Here is an 18,609-nt window from a genome sequence, read left to right on the forward strand (position 1 = left end):
TTTTGACATGGCCATTTCCGGCATCATCACCGTCATGGAACGCGCCGCGCGCAAGGCCGGCACGAAACTGCGCCGCGACTTCGGCGAGATCGAGCATCTGCAGGTCTCGCAAAAGGGGCCCGCCGACTTCGTGTCGAAGGCGGATCAGGCCGCCGAGCGCACGCTCTATGACGAACTGACCCACGCGCGTCCCGGCTGGGGCTTCCTGATGGAAGAAGCCGGCGAGATCGAGGGCGAGCCGGGCAAACCGCGCTTCATCATCGACCCGCTCGACGGCACGTCGAACTTTCTCCACGCGATCCCGCAATTCGCGATCTCGATCGCGGTGCAGGAGCCGAAGCTCGGCGGCGGCTGGGGCGACGTGACCGCGGCGCTGATCTATCAGCCGGTCACCGACGAAAGCTATTGGGCCGAGCGTGGCCGCGGCGCGTGGCTGCACGACCGGCGCCTGCGCGTCGCGTCGCGTCGCCACCTCAACGAATGCCTGATCGCCACCGGGATTCCGTTCATGGGCCACGGCGACATGGCGCAGTGGAGCCGCATTTTCGGCGCGGTCGCGCCCGAAGTCGCCGGCATCCGCCGCTTCGGCGCCGCCAGCCTCGATCTAGCCTGGGTCGCGGCGGGCCGTTTCGACGGTTTCTGGGAAAGCCAGCTCAACATCTGGGACGTCGCCGCCGGCATGTTGCTGGTGCGCGAGGCGGGCGGCTTCGTCAGCGATTTCCGCGGCGGCGATCGCGCGATCGAGCGCAGCGAATTCATCGCGGGCAGCGGCGCGGTCCATTCCAAGCTTCAGAAGCTGGTCGCGGGCGCGCTGCGCAACGCCTGACGGGCCGTAGCTCTTCCATCGTCATACCGGACTTGATCCGGCATCCATCTCGGCGTCGAAGCCATGGACCCCGGATCAAGTCCCGGGTGACGAAGGAGGGGCGGGGCCGACCTAGGTGGCCATCACTTTTCGAAAACATACTCGCGGAAACTGTCCATCAGCGATGACCAGGTGTTGAGCGTCTCCCCCAGATTTTCGCGCGGGATCCCGGCAAAATCGACATCGACGTCCATTTCGAGCACCGGGTCGCCTTCGTCATCGCGATAGGCGCGGGCGAAGCGCTTGGTCCGGTTCCATTGGTTGAGTCGGTCGAGCGACACATCCTTCGCGTCGCTGAAACCCATATAATATTGCAGGGTCTTGCAGTTCCGGTTGTCCTCGCAGTTCATGAACAGGACGAGGAATTTCAGGCCGTTCCGGTTGCTTTCGATATAGGGATCGTCGCCGTCCTTGGTGACAAGCGTCGCCGGCCAGCCCTGCGACTCGAGGATCGCCTTGATCGTCGCGGGATTCTTCGCATTCACCAGTTCGGCATGGGCTGGCGCCGCCGACAGTGCCAGTGCGGCGGCCGCTGCGACGATGGCGCGATGAAAAATTGGTCCCATAAAAGCTCCCCAGTTTCGAAACGGGCGCCAAAGGCCCGAAATATCGACCCCTGCCGCCCGCGTATCATGAGGATAGGGGCGCGTTCCAGCGCCGTTTGTGCTTTTGGTCACAACGGCAACGAATTTCCTCGCCGCAGCGCTTGCGAGGCGCGGCTTGCTGGCCTAAAGCGCGCCCAACAAAGGGGTGGTAAACGCCTTAAAACAGACTGCGAGCTCCCATGGTCGATCTGACGCAATATCTGCCGATCCTGATCTTTCTGGTCATAGCCGTTGGCCTTTCCTCGGCCTTCGTCTTCCTGCCGATGGGCGTCGCGCGCCTGACCGGCGCGCACAAGCCCGATCCGGCGAAGCTGACCGAATATGAATGCGGCTTCCCCGCGTTCGAGGATGCCCGCAGCCAGTTCGACGTGCGCTTCTATCTCGTCGCTATCCTCTTCATCATCTTCGACCTCGAAGCCGCCTTCCTCTTTCCCTGGGCGGTCAGCCTCAAGGAAATAGGCTGGGCCGGTTGGGCCACGATGATGATCTTCCTTGCCGAACTCGCGATCGGCCTTGTGTACGCGTGGAAAAAAGGCGCGTTGGATTGGGAATGAGCAGCTCCAGCATCATCATGCCCGGCCAGATGCCGGTCGCCAGCCCTGTCGCTCCGGGAACCAACCCGGATCAGAGCTTCTTCGACGATCTCAACAGCGAGGTCGGCGACAAGGGCTTCCTCGTCACCACGACCGAGGATCTGTTCAATTGGGCGCGTACCGGCTCGCTGTGGTGGATGACCTTCGGCCTCGCATGCTGCGCGGTCGAGATGATCCACGTCAACATGCCGCGCTATGACATGGAACGCTTCGGCGTCGCGCCGCGCGCCAGCCCGCGCCAGTCCGACGTGATGATCGTCGCGGGGACGCTCTGCAACAAGATGGCCCCGGCGCTGCGCCGCGTGTACGACCAGATGTCGAACCCGAAGTACGTCATTTCGATGGGCAGCTGCGCCAATGGCGGCGGCTATTATCATTACAGCTATTCGGTGGTGCGCGGCTGCGACCGCATCGTGCCCGTGGACATCTATGTCCCCGGCTGCCCGCCGACCGCCGAGGCGTTGCTCTATGGCGTGATGCAGTTGCAGCGGAAGATCCGCCGCACCGGGACGATCGAACGCTGATGGCCAGTCCCGCTCCCCTGATCGCTGCCCGCGAGGGCGTTGGCCCCGCACTGCACAAGCTGCTCGGCGACGACCTGATCGAGCATGTCTTTGCTGTGGGCGAGGACAGCATAACCGTGCGCCGCGAAGCGGTCGCCGGTGTGATGGTCATGCTGCGCGACGAACTCGACTATCAGCAGCTGATGGAAATCGCCGGGGTCGACTATCCCGAACGCGCCGAGCGCTTCGAGGTCGTCTATCACCTGCTCAGCGTGACGAAGAACCACCGCCTGCGCGTCCGCGTGTCGACCGACGAAACGACGCCGGTACCGAGCATCGTGCCCGTCTGGCCCGTCGCCGCTTGGCTCGAGCGCGAAGTTTTCGACATGTACGGCGTGTTGTTCGCGGGCAATCCCGACCTCCGCCGCATCCTGACCGACTATGGCTTCCAGGGGCATCCGCAGCGCAAAGACTTCCCGCTGACCGGCTATATCGAGCTGCGTTATTCGGAAGAGGACAAGCGCGTCGTCTATGAACCGGTGAAGCTGGCGCAGGATTTCCGCAACTTCGACTTTCTCAGCCCCTGGGAAGGCGCCGACTATGTGCTGCCGGGCGACGAAAAGGCCGGCGGCACCGGCGAAGCGCCGGGCAAGGGTGCGCCGTCGCCGATGACCGCGCAGCAGGTCAAGGTCGCCGACGAAAAGGCGGAAAAGAAGGCGCCGCCGCCGACCCCGAAGACCACCGAGAAGCCCGAACAGACCGGCGCGGGCGCGAAGGCGAATTTCAAGGCCGCGAAGACGAGCCGCGACGGCGCCAAGGCGACGACGGCCGCCAAAGCCAAGACTCCGGCCACAAAGAAGGCCGAAAAGGCGCCTGCCAAGCCCAAGGCGCCCGCGAAGCCGCGCGCGCCGCGCAAGCCCAAGACAGGAGGTGACGCATGACCGACTCTCCTCAGGTCAAGCACCACGGCAGCGACATGTTCGAAGGCTATCCGGTCGACACCGCCGATACCGCGGGCGACCAGGCCGTCACCAACTACACGATCAACTTCGGCCCGCAGCACCCCGCGGCGCACGGCGTGCTGCGCATGGTGATGGAACTCGACGGCGAGATCATCGAGCGCGTCGATCCGCACGTCGGGCTGCTCCACCGCGGCACCGAGAAGCTGATCGAGTACAAGACCTATCTGCAGGCGCTGCCCTATTTCGACCGGCTCGACTATTGCTCGCCGCTCGGCATGGAACATAGCTATGTGCTCGCGATCGAGAAATTGCTCGACCTCGAGGTGCCCGACCGCGCGCAGTACCTCCGCACGATGTTCGCCGAGCTGACGCGCATCTGCAACCACATGCTCAACATCGGGTCGCACGTCATGGACGTCGGCGCGATGACCCCGAACCTCTGGATCTTCGAGCTGCGCGAGGATTGCCTGAACTTCTTCGAGCGCGCGTCGGGCGCGCGGATGCACAGCGCCTATTTCCGTCCGGGCGGCGTCCATCAGGACGTCCCCGAAAAGCTGCTCTACGACATCGGCAAATGGTGCGAGACGCGGCTGCCGAAGCTGTTCGGCGACGCGATGAGCCTCGTCATCGACAATCGCATCTTCAAGCAGCGCAATGTCGATATCGCGACCGTAGCGAAGGAAGACGCGCTGGCGTGGGGCTTCTCGGGCCCGATGATCCGCGGCAGCGGCATTCCGTGGGATCTGCGCAAGTCGCAGCCCTATGACGCCTATGCGAAGATGGACTTCGACATTCCCGTCGGCACGCGCGGCGACTGCTACGACCGCTTCATGGTCCGCGTGCAGGAAGTCTATCAGTCGCAGCGGATCATCCTGCAGTGCATCAACGCGATGCCTTCGGGCCCGATCGCGAGCCTCGACCGCAAGGTCGTGCCGCCGAAGCGCGGCGAGATGAAGCAGTCGATGGAATCGCTGATCCATCACTTCAAGCTCTATACCGAGGGTTTCCACGTCCCGGCGGGCGAGGTTTATGTGGCGACCGAAAGCCCCAAGGGCGAGTTCGGCGTCTATCTGGTCAGCGACGGCACCAACAAGCCGTACCGCTGCAAGATCCGCCCGACGGCGTTCAGCCACCTCCAGGCGATGGACATGATGTGCAAGGGCCACATGCTCGCGGACACGACCGCGATCATCGGCGCGATCGACGTCGTGTTTGGGGAGTGCGACCGGTGAGGATAGTTGCGGCCTTCCGCATCGCGCTCGCGATCAGCGGGCTGAGTTACCTGTTAACGCTTGCTGTCGGGGTCAGCGCATTGATTCCGGGCGAACTGGCTTTGGCGATCGGCATTTATGCCGGAGCGGCAATGGGGCTGTCGGCGCTGGGTTGCGTCGTGACACAACTCGTTCTCTTTATCTCTCACAAGCGGCACATCGCTCATGGCTGACGCACCCCAAATCCCCGACGAAGCCGAAACCCGCGCGCGCTGGGGCGCTTTTGCGTGGACGGCGGGAAATGCCGAGAAGGCGAAGGCGATCATCGCGCGCTATCCCGCGGGGCGCCAGCGTTCGGCGGTGATGCCGCTGCTCGACCTCGCGCAGCGACAGGTCGGCGCCGAGACCGAGACGCAGGGCTGGCTGCCCGTGCCGGTGATCGAGTTCGTCGCGGCCGAGCTCGATATGCCGTTCATGCGCGCCTATGAAGTCGCGTCCTTCTACACCATGTACAATCTGGCGCCGGTCGGCCGCTATCATGTGCAGGTTTGCGGCACGACGCCGTGCCTGCTGCGCGGATCGGACGACGTGATGGCCGCGTGCAAGAACCGCGGGATGACCAAGGGCAAGACCACGCCCGACGGGCTGTTCACGCTGACCGAGGTCGAGTGCATGGGCACCTGCGCCAACGCGCCGATGGTCCAGATCAACGACGATAATTACGAAGACCTCGACTATGACTCGATGGTCCGCATCCTCGACGATCTGGCCGCGGGCAAGCAGCCGAAGACCGGTCCCCAGAACCCCAAGCGCCACACGAGCGAGCCCGAGGGCGGCCCGACGACGCTGAAGGAAATGGTCAAGGCCAACCATGACTATCGGAAGGAGTGGTGATGATGACAAACGCCTCATTCCTTCGTCATGCCGGACTTGATCCGGCATCCATCGCAGCGCTGAAGTCGTGGACCCCGGATCAGGTCCGGGGTGACGAATTGGGAGCGGCCCGATGAGCCTCGCCGACAAGGATCGCATCTTCACCAATCTCTACGGCTTCCAGCCGTGGAACCTCAAATCCGCGCAGGCGCGCGGGGATTGGGACAAGACGAAAGACCTGATGAAGCGCGGGCAGGACGCGATCATCGAGGAGATCAAGGCGTCGGGCCTGCGCGGCCGCGGCGGCGCGGGCTTCCCGACCGGGCTCAAATGGTCGTTCATGCCGAAGGAACCGCGCGCCGACCGCCCGAGCTTCCTCGTCATCAACGCCGACGAATCCGAGCCGGGGTCGTGCAAGGACCGCGAGATTATCCGCCACGATCCGCACAAGCTGATCGAAGGCGCGCTGATCGCGGGCTATGCGATGCGCGCACGCGCCGCCTATATCTACATCCGCGGCGAGTTTATCCGCGAGGCCGAGACGCTCTTCGCCGCGGTGCAGGAGGCGTATGACGCCGGCCTGCTCGGCAAGAACGCCGCCAAGTCGGGTTACGACTTCGACGTCTTCGTCCACCGGGGCGCCGGCGCGTACATCTGCGGCGAAGAAACCGCGATGATCGAAAGCCTCGAGGGCAAGAAGGGCCAGCCGCGCCTGAAACCCCCGTTCCCGGCGGGTGCGGGCCTCTATGGCTGCCCGACGACGGTCAACAATGTCGAGAGCATTGCGGTCGTCCCGACGATCCTCCGCCGAGGCGCGGTCTGGTTCTCCAGCTTCGGGCGCGAGAATAACAAGGGCACCAAGCTCTTCCAGATTTCGGGCCATGTCGAGCGCCCGTGCGTGGTCGAGGAAGAGATGGGAATCAGCTTCCGCGAGTTGATCGAAAAGCATTGCGGCGGCATCCGCGGCGGCTGGGACAATCTCCTCGCGGTGATCCCCGGCGGCTCGTCGGTTCCGCTTGTCCCAGCGGCCGAGATCATGGACGCGCCGATGGACTTCGACGGGCTGAAGGCGCTCGGCTCCGGCCTCGGCACCGCCGCCGCGATCGTGATGGACAAATCGACCGACGTCGTCCAGGCGATCAGCCGGATCAGCTATTTCTACAAGCATGAAAGCTGCGGCCAATGCACGCCGTGCCGCGAAGGCACCGGCTGGATGTGGCGCGTCATGGAACGCCTGCGCACCGGCGACGCCGACATCAGCGAAATCGACACGCTCTATGACGTCACCAAACAGGTCGAAGGGCACACCATCTGCGCACTCGGCGACGCGGCTGCCTGGCCGATCCAGGGCCTGATCCGCCATTTCCGCCCCGAAATCGAACGCCGTATTCGCGAGAATGGCGGCGCGCTGGAGGCGGCCGAATGAAGACGAAGCTGCTTCTCCTGATCGCGGGCGCAACGCTCGCGGCCGCTCCGGCTTTCGCCCAGCGCGAGGTCCACGCCTCGGGCGCAAATCCTTTCGACCGGACTTTGGCGGCAAATGCCGGTCAGTCCGAGCCAAAGAGCGATGAAGATACGGCGCCAAAGATCGATCCGCTCGCGGCGCAGGCGATGTATAATTTCGCCGGCTGCGTAGCCAAAACCAGCCGTCCGGGCGCGACCAAGCTGCTCGCGAAGGATTATCGGTCGAAGGATTATCGGGATCAGATCCGCGCGATCGCGAAGGGGCATGATCGCTGCGCGCCGAACAGCAAGCTGGCCTTTTCCGGTCTGGTCTTTGCGGGCAACCTTGCCGAGCATCTGCTCTCCGACAAGTTCACCGACGCCGCGCTCTCGGCCGATCTTGGCCGCGACCGGACAGCGACCCCGATCGCCTCGCGCGGCACCCTCGAGACGATCTCGATGTGCATCGTGATGAGCGCGCCGCAGCAGAGCGTCGCGCTGTTTCGTACCGAAGTGATGAGCGACGCCGAGCGCGACGCGATGAAGGCGCTGGCACCGCAACTGTCCGCCTGCATCAAGCAGGGTTCGGAGTTGCGGACGAATCGTCCGGGTCTCCGCGCGCTGATGGCGCTCGCGGCCTATCGCGTCGCGGTGACGAGCAAAGAAGGGTCCGCGGGCTGATGCCTAAAGTAACCGTAGATGGCGTAGAAATCGAAGTTCCGCAGGGCGCGACGGTCTTGCAGGCGTGCGAGATGGCGGGGAAGGAAATTCCGCGCTTCTGCTATCATGAGCGCCTGTCGATCGCCGGCAACTGCCGCATGTGCCTCGTCGAGGTCGCCCCCGGCCCGCCGAAGCCGCAGGCATCGTGCGCGCTGCCGACCGCCGAGGGGCAGGTGATCAAGACCGACAGCCCGATGGTGAAGAAGGCGCGCGAGGGGGTGATGGAGTTCCTGCTCATCAACCACCCGCTCGACTGTCCGATCTGCGACCAGGGCGGCGAATGCGACCTGCAGGACCAGTCGGTCGCCTATGGCCGCGGCGCGACGCGCTATGACGAGAACAAGCGCGCGGTCACCGAGAAATATATGGGTCCGATCGTCAAGACGGTGATGACCCGCTGCATCCAGTGCACCCGCTGCGTCCGCTTTGCGGAGGAAGTCGCCGGCGTCGAAGACATCGGCGCGATCTATCGCGGCGAGAATATGCAGATCACCTCCTACCTCGAACATGCGGTCGCGAGCGAACTGTCGGGCAATATCGTCGATCTGTGCCCGGTCGGCGCGCTGACCAGCAAGCCCTATGCGTTCGAAGCGCGCCCGTGGGAGCTGACCAAGACGCTGGGCATCGACATGATGGACGCGGTCGGCACCAATGTCCGCATCGACAGCCGCGGCCGTCAGGTGCTGCGCGTGCTGCCGCGCGTCAACGACGATGTGAACGAGGAATGGGCGAGCGACAAGACGCGCCACCATGTCGACGGCCTGATCCGCCGCCGCCTCGACCGGCCCTATATACGCAAGGGCGGACAGCTCGTCGAAGCGACGTGGGCCGAAGCGTTCGATGCAATCAAGGGGGCAAAGGCGGGCAAGTCGGTCGCCGCGATCGCGGGCGATCTCGTCGATTGCGAAACGATGTTCGCGGCGAAGGCCTTGGTGAATGCGCTGGGCTCGACGCTGCTCGAAGGCCGCCAGACCGGCCTCGACTATGACGTGTCGAGCCTGTCGGCGGTCAATTTCAATACCACCATCGCCGAGGCCGAGAATGCCGACGTCATCCTGCTGATCGGCACGAACCTGCGCTGGGAAGCGCCGCTGATCAACACGCGCATCCGCAAGGCAGCGTGGAAGAAGGGCGCGAAGGTTTTCGCGATCGGCCCCGAGAAGGACCAGACCTACAAGGTCAATTGGCTCGGCGACGACGCCTCGCTCGTCGCCAAGCTGCCCGCCTCGGCGCTCGACGCGCTGAAGAGCGCCGAGCGTCCCTTGATCATCCTTGGCGGCGGCGGCCTTGCCGTTCCCGGCGTCCATGGCGCGGCGCTGGCGCTGGCCAAGTCGGTGAACGCGGTCAAGGACGGCTGGAACGGTTTCAGCGTCGTCCATATGGCGGCGAGCCGCATGGGCGGGCTTATGCTCGGCTATGCGCAACCGGGCGGCATCAAGGACATAGTGGCGGCGAAGCCGAAGCTCGCCTTCTTCCTCGGCGCCGACGAGGTCGATTTCACCGCCTTCGCCAAGACGCTGAAGGTCTATGTCGGCCATCATGGCGACAAGGGCGCGCATGCCGCCGACGTCATCCTGCCGGCTGCGGCGTGGACCGAAAAGGACTTCACGACGGTCAATACCGAGGGCCGCGTCCAGCGCAGCGAGAAGGCGGTGTTCGCGCCCGGCGACGCGCGCGAGGACTGGAGCATTTTCCGCGCGCTCGCCGATGCGCTCGGTGTGTCGGTCGGCTTCGACAGCTTCGACCAGTGCCGTGCGGCGATGATCGCCGCGGTGCCCGCGCTCGGGATCGAAGGCCTTGCCGGTTACGGCTGGTCGGTGCCGAAGCTCGACGCCAAGCCTGCCAAGGGACCGATCCCGTCGCCGATCAAGGATTTCTATCTCACCAACGCCATTTGCCGCGCGTCGCCGACGATGCAGCGCTGCTCGGAAGAGCTGGTCCATGGCGCGGACTTTGCGGAGGCGGCGGAATGAGCGGCGCACCTATCGTCGCCGGCGCGCTGTTCGTCGGCATGGGCTATGCGGTGTGGCGCGGCTTCAATCCGCGCAGCAAGTCGGATGTGCCCGGTCCGCACAATGGCTGGCGTAATCAGGACGGGGCCAAGAAATGACCGAGACCTTCATCTCGTGGGGCATGGACCCGAACTGGGCGTGGGGCGTCGCGACGGTCGCGGGCATCCTGCTCATCGCGCTGCCGCTGATGCTCGCGGTCGCGATGATCATCTATGCCGACCGCAAGATCTGGGCGGCGATCGCGTTGCGTCGCGGCCCGAACGTCGTCGGCCCCTTCGGCCTGCTCCAGAGCTTCGCCGACGGTCTGAAAGTGTTCCTGCAGGAAACGATCATTCCGTCGAGCGCGAACCGCGGGCTGTTCCTGATCGCGCCGATCATCACCTTCACGGTGGCGCTGATGGCGTGGGCGGTGATCCCGTTCAACTCGGGCGCGATCCTCGCCGACATCAACGTCGGGCTGCTCTACATCCTCGCGATTTCGTCGCTCGGCGTGTACGGCGTGATCCTGTCGGGCTGGTCGTCGAACTCGAAATATCCTTTCTTCTCGGCAATGCGCGCTTCCGCGCAGATGATCAGCTATGAAGTCTCGATCGGCTTCATCCTGATCGGCGTCGTGCTGTTTGCCGACAGCTTCAACATGAACGATATCGTCAAGGCGCAGCAGGGCCATGGGCTCGGCTTCGTCAACGCCTTCGGCTTCAACCTGCTGCTGTTCCCGCTCGCGGTGATGTTCCTCATTTCGGCGCTCGCCGAAACCGCGCGCGCGCCGTTCGACCTGACCGAGGCCGAGAGCGAACTCGTCGCGGGCTATCAGACCGAATATTCGTCGATGAGCTTCGCGCTGTTCTGGCTCGGCGAATATGCCAACGTGCTGCTGATGTGCGCGCTCAACGCGATCCTGTTCTGGGGCGGCTGGCTGCCTCCCGTCGACTGGGCGCCGCTCTATGCCGTGCCCGGCATCATCTGGCTGTTCGCGAAGATCCTGTTCTTCTTCTTCGTCTTCAGCTGGGTCAAGGCGACCGTGCCGCGCTACCGCTATGACCAGCTGATGCGGCTGGGCTGGAAGATTTTCCTGCCGATCTCGCTCTTCTGGGTCTTCCTGATCTCCGGCTATCTGATGCTGACGAGGTATGGGGCATGATGCTCGTTGGGCTATTATTGGCAAATGCGGTTGCTACCGCGCCGACACAGCGTGACTATTCTTGCGTGCCAACCGCGATGAATGCCGCCGAGGGAGGCACGGAATTTACACTGTCGTCAGTCGAAGCTGATGCGTTCAGTGTCTTGGTGAGGATTAAGTCATCTTCCGGGGACGTTACCGTTAGCCCAGCCACGAGCGCATCGTTGTTGGAATCCAAGAAACAGACATTTCTGCATGTTAAGCATTTCTCGAAATTGTCCAAGGACCAGAAAAGTCGTCTTAATCTGATGGTTATTTTGGAAGCTCGAAATTTGCCGCGCGAACTGTCGAAGCCGATAATCTCCATGAAATATCGCGGTTTGGAACAAAAAATGTCGTTCAATATCCAAAATGTCAAAAAGAGCTATGCGACTGGCCAGCATGTTGAGAGCGACGAATATGTGATGTTGTCGGGAGAATGCTTGGAGCAGTCGTCATGACCACTGTCGTCCACCTCCTCAAAAGCTTCACCTTGTGGGAATTCGTCAAAGCCCATTGGCTGACACTGAAATATTTCTTCAAGCCCAAGGCGACGATCAACTATCCGTTCGAGAAGAACCCGCTGAGCCCGCGTTTCCGCGGTGAACATGCGCTGCGCCGCTATCCGAACGGCGAGGAGCGCTGCATCGCGTGCAAGCTGTGCGAAGCGGTGTGCCCGGCGCAGGCGATCACGATCGAGGCCGAGCCGCGAGTCTGGACGAATTCCGACGGTACCATCGGGGGGGACGGCTCGCGCCGCACGACGCGCTACGACATCGACATGACGAAGTGCATCTATTGCGGCTTCTGTCAGGAAGCGTGCCCGGTCGACGCGATCGTCGAGGGGCCGAACTTCGAATTCGCGACCGAAACGCGCGAGGAGCTGCTCTATGACAAGGCCAAGCTGCTCGCCAATGGCGACAAATGGGAACGCGCGATCGCGGCGAATCTTGCCGCCGACGCGCCCTATCGATAAGGGCGCGCGCACATGATTCAGCTCATCGCCTTTTACCTCTTCGCGACCATCGTCATCGCCTCGGCGGCGATGGTGATTTTCGCGCGCAATCCGGTCCACAGCGTCATGTGGCTGATCCTCGCCTTCTTCAACGCTGCGGGGCTGATGCTGCTGACCGGCGCCGAATTCATCGCGATGCTGCTCGTCATCGTCTATGTCGGCGCGGTCGCGGTGCTGTTCCTCTTCGTCGTGATGATGCTCGACATCGATTTCGCCGAACTGCGCAGCGGTTTCGTGCGCTATCTGCCGCTTGGCGCGCTGGTCGCGATCGTCCTTGCCGCAGAGCTGGTATTCGCGGTGGGCGCCTGGCAGGCCGGCGGGGTCGATCTTGCGGCGCGCGCGGCGCCCGCCGCGACCGATACCAGCAACATCCAGCAGATCGGCGAGCTGCTCTACACGCGCTACATCTTCCTGTTCGAGGCGGCGGGGATCGTGCTGCTCGTCGCGATGATCGGCGCGATCGTGCTGACGCATCGCCAGCGCGGCGGGGTGCGCATCCAGAATATCTCGGCCCAGAACCGCCGCCGTCCCGAGGACGCGACGCGCCTGGTCGATCCGGGCGTCGGGCAGGGGATGGAATTGTGATTTCGGTCGGCCACTATCTCGCCGTTTCGGCGGTGCTGTTCACGCTCGGCGTGCTCGGCATCTTCATCAATCGCAAGAATATCATCGTCATCCTGATGGCGATCGAACTCATCCTGCTCGCGGTGAACATCAATCTCGTCGCGTTCAGCGCCGCGCTGAACGACCTCGTCGGGCAGGTCTTCTCGATGTTCGTGCTGACCGTCGCCGCGGGCGAAGCCGCGATCGGTCTTGCAATCCTTGTCATCTATTTCCGCGGCCGCGGCACGATTGCCGTCGACGATGCCAACCGGATGAAGGGGTAAGCCGGTGATCCAGGCGATCGTTTTCCTGCCGCTCTTGGCGGCGCTTGTTGCAGGGCTGGGCCAGCGCGCCATCGGTCCGTTCGCATCGAAGCTGGTCACGACCGGCGCGCTGTTCACCAGCTGCGCCCTGAGCTGGCCGATCTTCCTCTCGTTCGTCATGGGGACGGGCGAGGCCGGCGTGACGCCGGTGCTGCACTGGGTCTCGTCGGGCGCGCTCCAGTTCAATTGGGAGTTGCGGGTCGACACGCTGACTGCGGTGATGCTCGTCGTGATCACGACGGTGTCGGCGCTCGTCCACCTCTATAGCTGGGGCTATATGGAGGAAGATCCGGACCAGCCGCGCTTCTTCGCCTATCTCTCGCTCTTCACCTTCGCGATGCTGATGCTCGTGACCGCGAACAACCTCGTCCAGATGTTCTTCGGCTGGGAAGGCGTCGGTCTCGCATCCTATCTGCTCATCGGTTTCTGGTACAAGAAGCCGAGCGCCAATGCCGCCGCGATCAAGGCGTTCGTCGTCAACCGCGTCGGCGATTTGGGCTTCATGCTCGGCATCTTCGGCACCTTCCTTGTGTTCGGCACGGTCTCGATCCCCGAAATTCTGGCCGCTGCGCCGGGCACGGCGGGCAGCACGATCACCTTCATGGGGATGCGTCTCGACACGATGACGATCCTCTGCCTGCTGCTGTTCATCGGCGCGATGGGCAAGTCGGCGCAGCTTGGCCTGCACACATGGCTTCCCGACGCGATGGAGGGTCCGACCCCGGTGTCGGCGCTGATCCACGCCGCGACGATGGTCACCGCGGGCGTGTTCATGGTGTGCCGCCTGTCGCCGATGTTCGAGACCGCACCGGTCGCATTGGGTGTCGTCACGTTCGTGGGCGCAGCGACCTGCTTCTTCGCCGCGACGGTCGGCACGACGCAGTGGGACATCAAGCGCGTCATCGCCTATTCGACCTGTTCGCAGCTCGGTTACATGTTCTTCGCCGCGGGCGTCGGGGCCTATGGCGCGGCGATGTTCCACCTGTTCACGCACGCCTTCTTCAAGGCGCTGCTGTTCCTCGGCGCGGGCTCGGTCATCCACTCGATGCACCATGAGCAGGACATGCGCTATTACGGCGGCCTTCGGAAGCACATCCCGATCACCTATTGGGCGATGCTGATGGGCACGCTGGCGATCACCGGTGTCGGGATCGCGGGCGTCGCGGGCTTCGCCGGCTTCTATTCGAAGGATGGCATCCTCGAAGCGGCGTTCGCTGCCGGCGGCGGCGGTCAGGTCGCGTTCTGGGTCGGTATCTTCGCCGCGCTGCTCACGAGCTTCTATTCGTGGCGCCTCGTCTTCCTGACCTTCTTCGGCAAGCCGCGCTGGGAGCAGAGCGAGCACATCCAGCATGCGGTGCATGGCGATCATCACGATCATCCCTCGGATGAGGACGCGGGTCACGATCACACTCACGCGCATCATCACGAGGCGCATGGTGACGGTACCGCGGGCTATCATCCGCATGAAAGCCCGCTGAGCATGCTCATCCCGCTGATCGTGCTGTCGATCGGTGCGGTGTTCGCGGGCATCGTCTTCCACCACCAGTTCATCTACCCCGAGGAGGGTGCGGCGTTCTGGAAGGGCAGCCTCGCGTTCGACGAACATCTGATGCACGCCGCACACGAAGTGCCGCTGTGGGTGAAGTGGATGCCGTTCACGGTGATGGCGATCGGGCTGTTCCTCGCGTGGAACAGCTATATCCGGAACACCAGCCTGCCGGCGAAGTTCGTGGCGCAGTTCCGGCTGCTGCACCAGTTCCTGTACAACAAATGGTATTTCGACGAGCTCTACACCATCCTCTTCGTGAAGCCCGCCTTCTGGATCGGCCGCTTCTTCTGGAAGAAGGGTGATGAGGGCACCATCGACCGCTTCGGTCCCGATGGCGCCGCGGCGCTCGTCGCTGGGGGGACCCGTCTCGCGGTCCGGCTGCAATCGGGTTATGTTTATGGATATGCGTTCGTGATGCTGCTCGGTCTTGTCGGCCTCGCCAGCTGGGCGATGGTGAGGTTCCTGTGAGCGGTGTTCCTATCCTTTCGTTGATGCTGGCGATCCCGACGGTCGCCGCCATCGCGTGCCTCTTTGCGGGCGACCGCAATGCACGCCTGATCGCGCTGGTCGCGACGCTGATCGACTTCGCGCTCGGCGTCATGCTGTGGGCGAATTTCGATATCGGCGGCGCGCAGTGGCAGTTCGTCGAGTCCGCGCCCTTGTTCGGCCGCTTCAACTATGCGCTTGGCATCGACGGCATGGCATTGATGCTGACCATGCTCAGTGTCTTCCTGATGCCGCTCTGCATCCTTGCGAGCTGGGAATCGATCACCAAGCGCGTCGGGCTCTACATGGCGATGTTCCTGATCATGGAGGTCGTCATGATCGGCGTCTTCATGGCGCAGGATCTGCTGCTCTTCTACGTCTTCTTCGAGGCAGGCCTGATCCCGATGTATTTCATCATCGGTATCTGGGGCGGGGCGAACCGCATCTATGCGGCGTTCAAATTCTTCCTCTACACGCTGCTTGGTTCGGTGCTGATGCTGATCGCGATGATCGCGATGATTCGCGAAGCGGGCACGACCGACATTCCGACCTTGCTCAACTACAACTTCCCGCCGGAAATGCAGACCTGGCTGTGGCTCGGTTTCTTCGCCAGCCTTGCGGTCAAGATGCCGATGTGGCCCGTCCACACTTGGCTTCCCGACGCGCATGTGCAGGCGCCGACCGCGGGGTCGATGATTCTGGCCGGCGTGCTGCTCAAGCTCGGCTCATACGGTTTCATCCGGTTCATGATGCCGATGTTCCCCGAAGCCTCGGCGCAGTTCATGTGGGTCGTCTTCGCGCTGTCGATGGTCGCGGTGGTTTACACCAGCCTCGTCGCACTGGTGCAGAGCGACATGAAAAAGCTGATCGCCTATTCGTCGGTCGCGCACATGGCGATCGTCACCGCAGGTCTCTATGCGCTGAACCAGCAGGGGATCGAGGGCGCGCTGATCATCATGCTCAGCCATGGCGTCGTCTCGGCCGCGCTCTTCTTCTGCGTCGGCGTGATCTATGACCGGCTCCATACGCGCGAGATCGACCGTTACGGCGGGCTTGCCGTGAACATGCCGGCCTATGCGCTGTTCTTCATGCTGTTCACCATGGCGTCGATCGGCTTGCCGGGCACCAGCGGCTTCGTCGGCGAGTTTCTGAGCCTTGCCGGCATCTACGAAGCGTCGAGTACGGTCGCGTTCGTCTGCACCACCGGCATCATCCTCGGCGCCGCCTATATGCTCTATCTCTATCGCCGCATCGTGTTCGGCGAACTCACCAAGGACGATGTGAAGGCGATGCCCGACCTCAACCCTCGCGAATGGGCGATCCTTGCGCCGCTTGCCGCCGTGGCGCTGTGGATGGGTGTCTATCCCGAAAGTTTCCTCGCGCCGATGCGCGGTGACGTGACGACCGTGGTCGCGCGCCTCGCGCCCGCCAAGCCTGCCGGCGACGCGCATCTTGCCGCGGGCAAGCCCAAGCCGGCCGCTGCAGGCCACGGAGAAGCATCGGGCGAAGCGCATCATGCGGGAGGCGTCCAATGACCGCCGATCTCGCGCTCATCTGGCCCGAACTGATCCTGACGATCGGCGGGCTGGTCACGCTGATGCTCGGAACCTATGCGGGTGATCGCCAGGTCGGGCTCTATCAGCTCGCCGCGATGGTGACGCTGGCGGCGGCCGCCGCAGCGGTGCTGGCGCTGTTCGGGACCGACGCCACGGTCTTTTCGGGCACGCTGTCGGTCGACAGCTTCGGCGGTTTCGCCAAGCTGCTGATCTATGCCGCGAGCTTCATCTGCGTCGTCATCGCGCCGCGGTTCTTCAAGGATGCGATGCGCGCCGAATATCCGGTGCTGATCCTGTTCGCGGCGCTCGGCATGGGGATCATGGCGTCGTCGCGCGACCTGATGACGCTTTATGTCGGGCTCGAGCTCAACAGCCTGGCCTCCTATGTGCTCGCGAGCTTCATGCGCAGCGACGAGCGGTCGAGCGAAGCGGGGCTCAAATATTTCGTCCTCGGCGCGCTCGCGAGCGGAATCCTGCTCTATGGCATCTCGCTGCTCTATGGCTTCACCGGTTCAACCGATTTTGCCACGATCGCGGCCGCGCTGGGCGGTGAGCTGAACATCGGCATCATCTTCGGCATCGTGTTCGTGATCGCGGGCCTTGCGTTCAAGATCAGCGCGGTACCGTTCCACATGTGGACCCCCGACGTGTACGAAGGCGCGCCGACCCCGGTGACGGCCTTTTTCGCCACCGCGCCCAAGGTCGCGGCGATGGCGCTGATGACGCGTGTCGTGATCGGCGCGGTGGGCCCGGCGGTGGGCGCATGGCAGCAGATCATCATCTTCCTCGCGCTCGCGTCGATCATCCTCGGCGCGGTTGGCGCGATCGGGCAGAAGAATATCAAGCGCCTGCTCGCTTACTCGTCGATCAACAACGTCGGCTATATGCTGATCGGCCTCGCCGCGGGGACGCAGCAGGGGGTCGAGGGCGTGCTGACCTATTTGCTCGTCTATATGGTGACGACAATCGGAAGCTTCCTGATCGTGCTGCAACTGCGCGACGACCGCGGCAACCAGATCGAAAGCATCCCGGCGCTCGCAGGTTATTCGCAGCGTCGCCCCGGCCTCGCCGCGGCGATGGCGGTGTTCCTGTTCAGCCTTGCCGGCATCCCGCCGCTCTTCGGCTTCTGGCCGAAGTATCTGGTCTTCGAGGCCGCGGTGAACGCCAACCTGGTGCCGCTGGCGGTGGCCGGTATCGTCGCTTCGGTGATCGGCGCCTTTTATTATATCGCCATCATCAAGACGATGTATTTCGACGAAAAGTCGGACACCGAATTCCCGCGCGGAACGGGCACGGTGGTCGAGGATGCGGTGATCACCGCGAGCGCGCTGTGGCTCTCGGTCATCGGCTATCTCTTCATCGGCGTCCTCGCCGCGCTGTCGGCGACCGCGGCGGCGGTGCTGTTCTGATCCCGCCGATCGAGCGGATCGCGGAGACAGGTTCGACCAACGCCGACCTGCTGGCGCGACTGGCCAGCGGCGAGCATGTCGGCGAGGGGCATTGGCTCGTCGCCGACCGCCAGACCGCCGGGCGCGGCCGTCTGGGCCGGGCGTGGGGCGATGGACACGGCAATTTCATGGGATCGACGGTCGTTCACCTGACCGCGGGCGACCCGTCTCCCGCGACCCTTGCGCTGGTCGCCGGGGTTGCGCTGGCGAAAGCCGTCGCAGCGCTGGCACCGGCTGTCACCGCAACCCTCAAATGGCCGAACGATCTGCTGATCGACGGCGCGAAATGCGCCGGCATATTGATGGAGCGGACGGGCAACAGCGTCGTCATGGGTATCGGGGTCAATCTGGTCTCCGCTCCCGAACTCCCCGATCGCGCCACTGCATCGCTCGCCGGCAAGGGGGCGCTCCTCGACCGCGACCGCTTCGCCGAGGCGCTGGCGATCGCGATGACGGACGCTTTGTGGACGTGGCGGCAGGAAGGCGTCGGCAGCATCGTCAACGCCTGGCTGCCGATGGGGCATCCGGTCGGCACGCCGCTGCATGTTTCCGAACAGGGGATCGACGGCCTATTCGACGGTCTCGCGCCCGATGGCGCGCTGCGCTTGCGCGTTGCGGGCGGGGGGACCATGCTGGTTCACGCGGGCGACGTCGAATTGCAGCGGCCCGTGGAGGGGAATTAG

The 18,609-nt window shown here is 63.7% G+C and carries 21 protein-coding genes; 20 read left to right on the forward strand and 1 reads right to left on the reverse strand.

The annotated features are described in order from the left end of the window. Window positions 1-7 precede the first annotated feature (7 nt). Window positions 8-826, forward strand: coding sequence for an inositol monophosphatase family protein (locus tag QOL79_RS08610; protein WP_058456714.1), 819 nt, complete (start codon window positions 8-10; stop codon window positions 824-826). A gap of 122 nt (window positions 827-948) precedes the next feature. Here the strand turns inward: QOL79_RS08610 and QOL79_RS08615 are convergent, their stop codons facing one another. Then, entirely contained in the window at window positions 949-1,431 is a 483-nt protein-coding gene (locus QOL79_RS08615; RefSeq protein WP_058456715.1) for a YbjN domain-containing protein, read from the reverse strand. Between the two features lie 218 nt (window positions 1,432-1,649). On the opposite strand from QOL79_RS08615, the gene QOL79_RS08620 reads away from it, so the two are divergent. The 19 genes from QOL79_RS08620 to QOL79_RS08710 all read left to right on the forward strand — a co-directional run bounded on the left by QOL79_RS08620 (window position 1,650) and on the right by QOL79_RS08710 (window position 18,609). Then, window positions 1,650-2,024, forward strand: coding sequence for an NADH-quinone oxidoreductase subunit A (locus tag QOL79_RS08620; protein WP_058456716.1), 375 nt, complete (start codon window positions 1,650-1,652; stop codon window positions 2,022-2,024). Window positions 2,025-2,041: 17 nt separating this feature from the next. Further along, window positions 2,042-2,587 (forward strand): NuoB/complex I 20 kDa subunit family protein, encoded by a 546-nt coding sequence (locus tag QOL79_RS08625; protein ID WP_374395133.1) that lies wholly within the window; start codon window positions 2,042-2,044, stop codon window positions 2,585-2,587. Next, window positions 2,587-3,507 carry an NADH-quinone oxidoreductase subunit C gene (locus QOL79_RS08630; protein WP_283419329.1) on the forward strand — a complete coding sequence of 307 codons (921 nt, stop codon included), beginning with the start codon at window positions 2,587-2,589 and terminating at the stop codon, window positions 3,505-3,507. Before QOL79_RS08625 ends, QOL79_RS08630 begins: the two co-directional genes overlap by 1 nt. A gap of 35 nt (window positions 3,508-3,542) precedes the next feature. Continuing rightward, a complete protein-coding gene (locus tag QOL79_RS08635) occupies window positions 3,543-4,760 on the forward strand; it encodes an NADH-quinone oxidoreductase subunit D (RefSeq protein WP_204993054.1) in 1,218 nt (405 codons plus the stop codon). Further along, window positions 4,757-4,972, forward strand: coding sequence for a hypothetical protein (locus QOL79_RS08640; RefSeq protein ID WP_283419330.1), 216 nt, complete (start codon window positions 4,757-4,759; stop codon window positions 4,970-4,972). Before QOL79_RS08635 ends, QOL79_RS08640 begins: the two co-directional genes overlap by 4 nt. Further along, window positions 4,965-5,633, forward strand: coding sequence for a complex I 24 kDa subunit family protein (locus QOL79_RS08645; RefSeq protein ID WP_283419331.1), 669 nt, complete (start codon window positions 4,965-4,967; stop codon window positions 5,631-5,633). Before QOL79_RS08640 ends, QOL79_RS08645 begins: the two co-directional genes overlap by 8 nt. Window positions 5,634-5,745: 112 nt before the next feature. After that, window positions 5,746-7,038, forward strand: coding sequence for an NADH-quinone oxidoreductase subunit NuoF (gene nuoF / locus QOL79_RS08650; RefSeq protein ID WP_283419332.1), 1,293 nt, complete (start codon window positions 5,746-5,748; stop codon window positions 7,036-7,038). Beyond that, window positions 7,035-7,736 carry a hypothetical protein gene (locus QOL79_RS08655; RefSeq protein ID WP_282949669.1) on the forward strand — a complete coding sequence of 234 codons (702 nt, stop codon included), beginning with the start codon at window positions 7,035-7,037 and terminating at the stop codon, window positions 7,734-7,736. Before nuoF ends, QOL79_RS08655 begins: the two co-directional genes overlap by 4 nt. Next, entirely contained in the window at window positions 7,736-9,748 is a 2,013-nt protein-coding gene (gene nuoG / locus QOL79_RS08660; RefSeq protein ID WP_283419333.1) for an NADH-quinone oxidoreductase subunit NuoG, read from the forward strand. The genes QOL79_RS08655 and nuoG overlap by 1 nt, the downstream gene beginning before the upstream one ends. Further along, the gene (locus tag QOL79_RS08665) at window positions 9,745-9,885 is read left to right on the forward strand and encodes a hypothetical protein (RefSeq protein WP_283419334.1); all 141 of its coding nucleotides are present in this window, start codon (window positions 9,745-9,747) and stop codon (window positions 9,883-9,885) included. Before nuoG ends, QOL79_RS08665 begins: the two co-directional genes overlap by 4 nt. After that, the gene (nuoH, locus tag QOL79_RS08670; protein WP_283419335.1) at window positions 9,882-10,928 is read left to right on the forward strand and encodes an NADH-quinone oxidoreductase subunit NuoH; all 1,047 of its coding nucleotides are present in this window, start codon (window positions 9,882-9,884) and stop codon (window positions 10,926-10,928) included. Before QOL79_RS08665 ends, nuoH begins: the two co-directional genes overlap by 4 nt. Beyond that, on the forward strand, window positions 10,925-11,407 hold the full coding sequence (locus QOL79_RS08675) for a hypothetical protein (protein WP_058456725.1): 483 nt from the start codon (window positions 10,925-10,927) through the stop codon (window positions 11,405-11,407). Before nuoH ends, QOL79_RS08675 begins: the two co-directional genes overlap by 4 nt. After that, window positions 11,404-11,922, forward strand: coding sequence for an NADH-quinone oxidoreductase subunit NuoI (nuoI, locus tag QOL79_RS08680; protein WP_283419336.1), 519 nt, complete (start codon window positions 11,404-11,406; stop codon window positions 11,920-11,922). Before QOL79_RS08675 ends, nuoI begins: the two co-directional genes overlap by 4 nt. 12 nt (window positions 11,923-11,934) lie before the next feature. Beyond that, entirely contained in the window at window positions 11,935-12,546 is a 612-nt protein-coding gene (locus tag QOL79_RS08685) for an NADH-quinone oxidoreductase subunit J (RefSeq protein WP_204992746.1), read from the forward strand. Beyond that, window positions 12,543-12,848 (forward strand): NADH-quinone oxidoreductase subunit NuoK, encoded by a 306-nt coding sequence (nuoK, locus tag QOL79_RS08690; RefSeq protein ID WP_058456728.1) that lies wholly within the window; start codon window positions 12,543-12,545, stop codon window positions 12,846-12,848. Before QOL79_RS08685 ends, nuoK begins: the two co-directional genes overlap by 4 nt. Before the next feature lie 4 nt (window positions 12,849-12,852). Continuing rightward, the gene (gene nuoL / locus QOL79_RS08695) at window positions 12,853-14,904 is read left to right on the forward strand and encodes an NADH-quinone oxidoreductase subunit L (RefSeq protein ID WP_283419337.1); all 2,052 of its coding nucleotides are present in this window, start codon (window positions 12,853-12,855) and stop codon (window positions 14,902-14,904) included. Further along, window positions 14,901-16,457, forward strand: a complete 1,557-nt coding sequence (locus tag QOL79_RS08700; protein WP_283419338.1) for an NADH-quinone oxidoreductase subunit M — start codon at window positions 14,901-14,903, stop codon at window positions 16,455-16,457. The genes nuoL and QOL79_RS08700 overlap by 4 nt, the downstream gene beginning before the upstream one ends. Further along, window positions 16,454-17,887, forward strand: coding sequence for an NADH-quinone oxidoreductase subunit NuoN (gene nuoN / locus QOL79_RS08705; protein WP_282949675.1), 1,434 nt, complete (start codon window positions 16,454-16,456; stop codon window positions 17,885-17,887). Before QOL79_RS08700 ends, nuoN begins: the two co-directional genes overlap by 4 nt. Beyond that, window positions 17,809-18,609, forward strand: coding sequence for a biotin--[acetyl-CoA-carboxylase] ligase (locus QOL79_RS08710; RefSeq protein ID WP_502957480.1), 801 nt, complete (start codon window positions 17,809-17,811; stop codon window positions 18,607-18,609). Before nuoN ends, QOL79_RS08710 begins: the two co-directional genes overlap by 79 nt.

The sequence above is a fragment of the Sphingopyxis sp. Geo48 genome (assembly GCF_949769155.1).
Lineage (GTDB): Bacteria > Pseudomonadota > Alphaproteobacteria > Sphingomonadales > Sphingomonadaceae > Sphingopyxis.

Coding starts and splice junctions, on each gene's coding strand:
- QOL79_RS08610 (WP_058456714.1), top strand. CDS start 8: ATGGCCATTTCCGGCATCATCACCGTCATGGAACGCGCCGCGCGCAAG.
- QOL79_RS08615 (WP_058456715.1), bottom strand. CDS start 1,431: ATGGGACCAATTTTTCATCGCGCCATCGTCGCAGCGGCCGCCGCACTG.
- QOL79_RS08620 (WP_058456716.1), top strand. CDS start 1,650: ATGGTCGATCTGACGCAATATCTGCCGATCCTGATCTTTCTGGTCATA.
- QOL79_RS08625 (WP_374395133.1), top strand. CDS start 2,042: ATGCCCGGCCAGATGCCGGTCGCCAGCCCTGTCGCTCCGGGAACCAAC.
- QOL79_RS08630 (WP_283419329.1), top strand. CDS start 2,587: ATGGCCAGTCCCGCTCCCCTGATCGCTGCCCGCGAGGGCGTTGGCCCC.
- QOL79_RS08635 (WP_204993054.1), top strand. CDS start 3,543: ATGTTCGAAGGCTATCCGGTCGACACCGCCGATACCGCGGGCGACCAG.
- QOL79_RS08645 (WP_283419331.1), top strand. CDS start 4,965: ATGGCTGACGCACCCCAAATCCCCGACGAAGCCGAAACCCGCGCGCGC.
- nuoF (WP_283419332.1), top strand. CDS start 5,746: ATGAGCCTCGCCGACAAGGATCGCATCTTCACCAATCTCTACGGCTTC.
- QOL79_RS08655 (WP_282949669.1), top strand. CDS start 7,035: ATGAAGACGAAGCTGCTTCTCCTGATCGCGGGCGCAACGCTCGCGGCC.
- nuoG (WP_283419333.1), top strand. CDS start 7,736: ATGCCTAAAGTAACCGTAGATGGCGTAGAAATCGAAGTTCCGCAGGGC.
- QOL79_RS08665 (WP_283419334.1), top strand. CDS start 9,745: ATGAGCGGCGCACCTATCGTCGCCGGCGCGCTGTTCGTCGGCATGGGC.
- nuoH (WP_283419335.1), top strand. CDS start 9,882: ATGACCGAGACCTTCATCTCGTGGGGCATGGACCCGAACTGGGCGTGG.
- QOL79_RS08675 (WP_058456725.1), top strand. CDS start 10,925: ATGATGCTCGTTGGGCTATTATTGGCAAATGCGGTTGCTACCGCGCCG.
- nuoI (WP_283419336.1), top strand. CDS start 11,404: ATGACCACTGTCGTCCACCTCCTCAAAAGCTTCACCTTGTGGGAATTC.
- QOL79_RS08685 (WP_204992746.1), top strand. CDS start 11,935: ATGATTCAGCTCATCGCCTTTTACCTCTTCGCGACCATCGTCATCGCC.
- nuoN (WP_282949675.1), top strand. CDS start 16,454: ATGACCGCCGATCTCGCGCTCATCTGGCCCGAACTGATCCTGACGATC.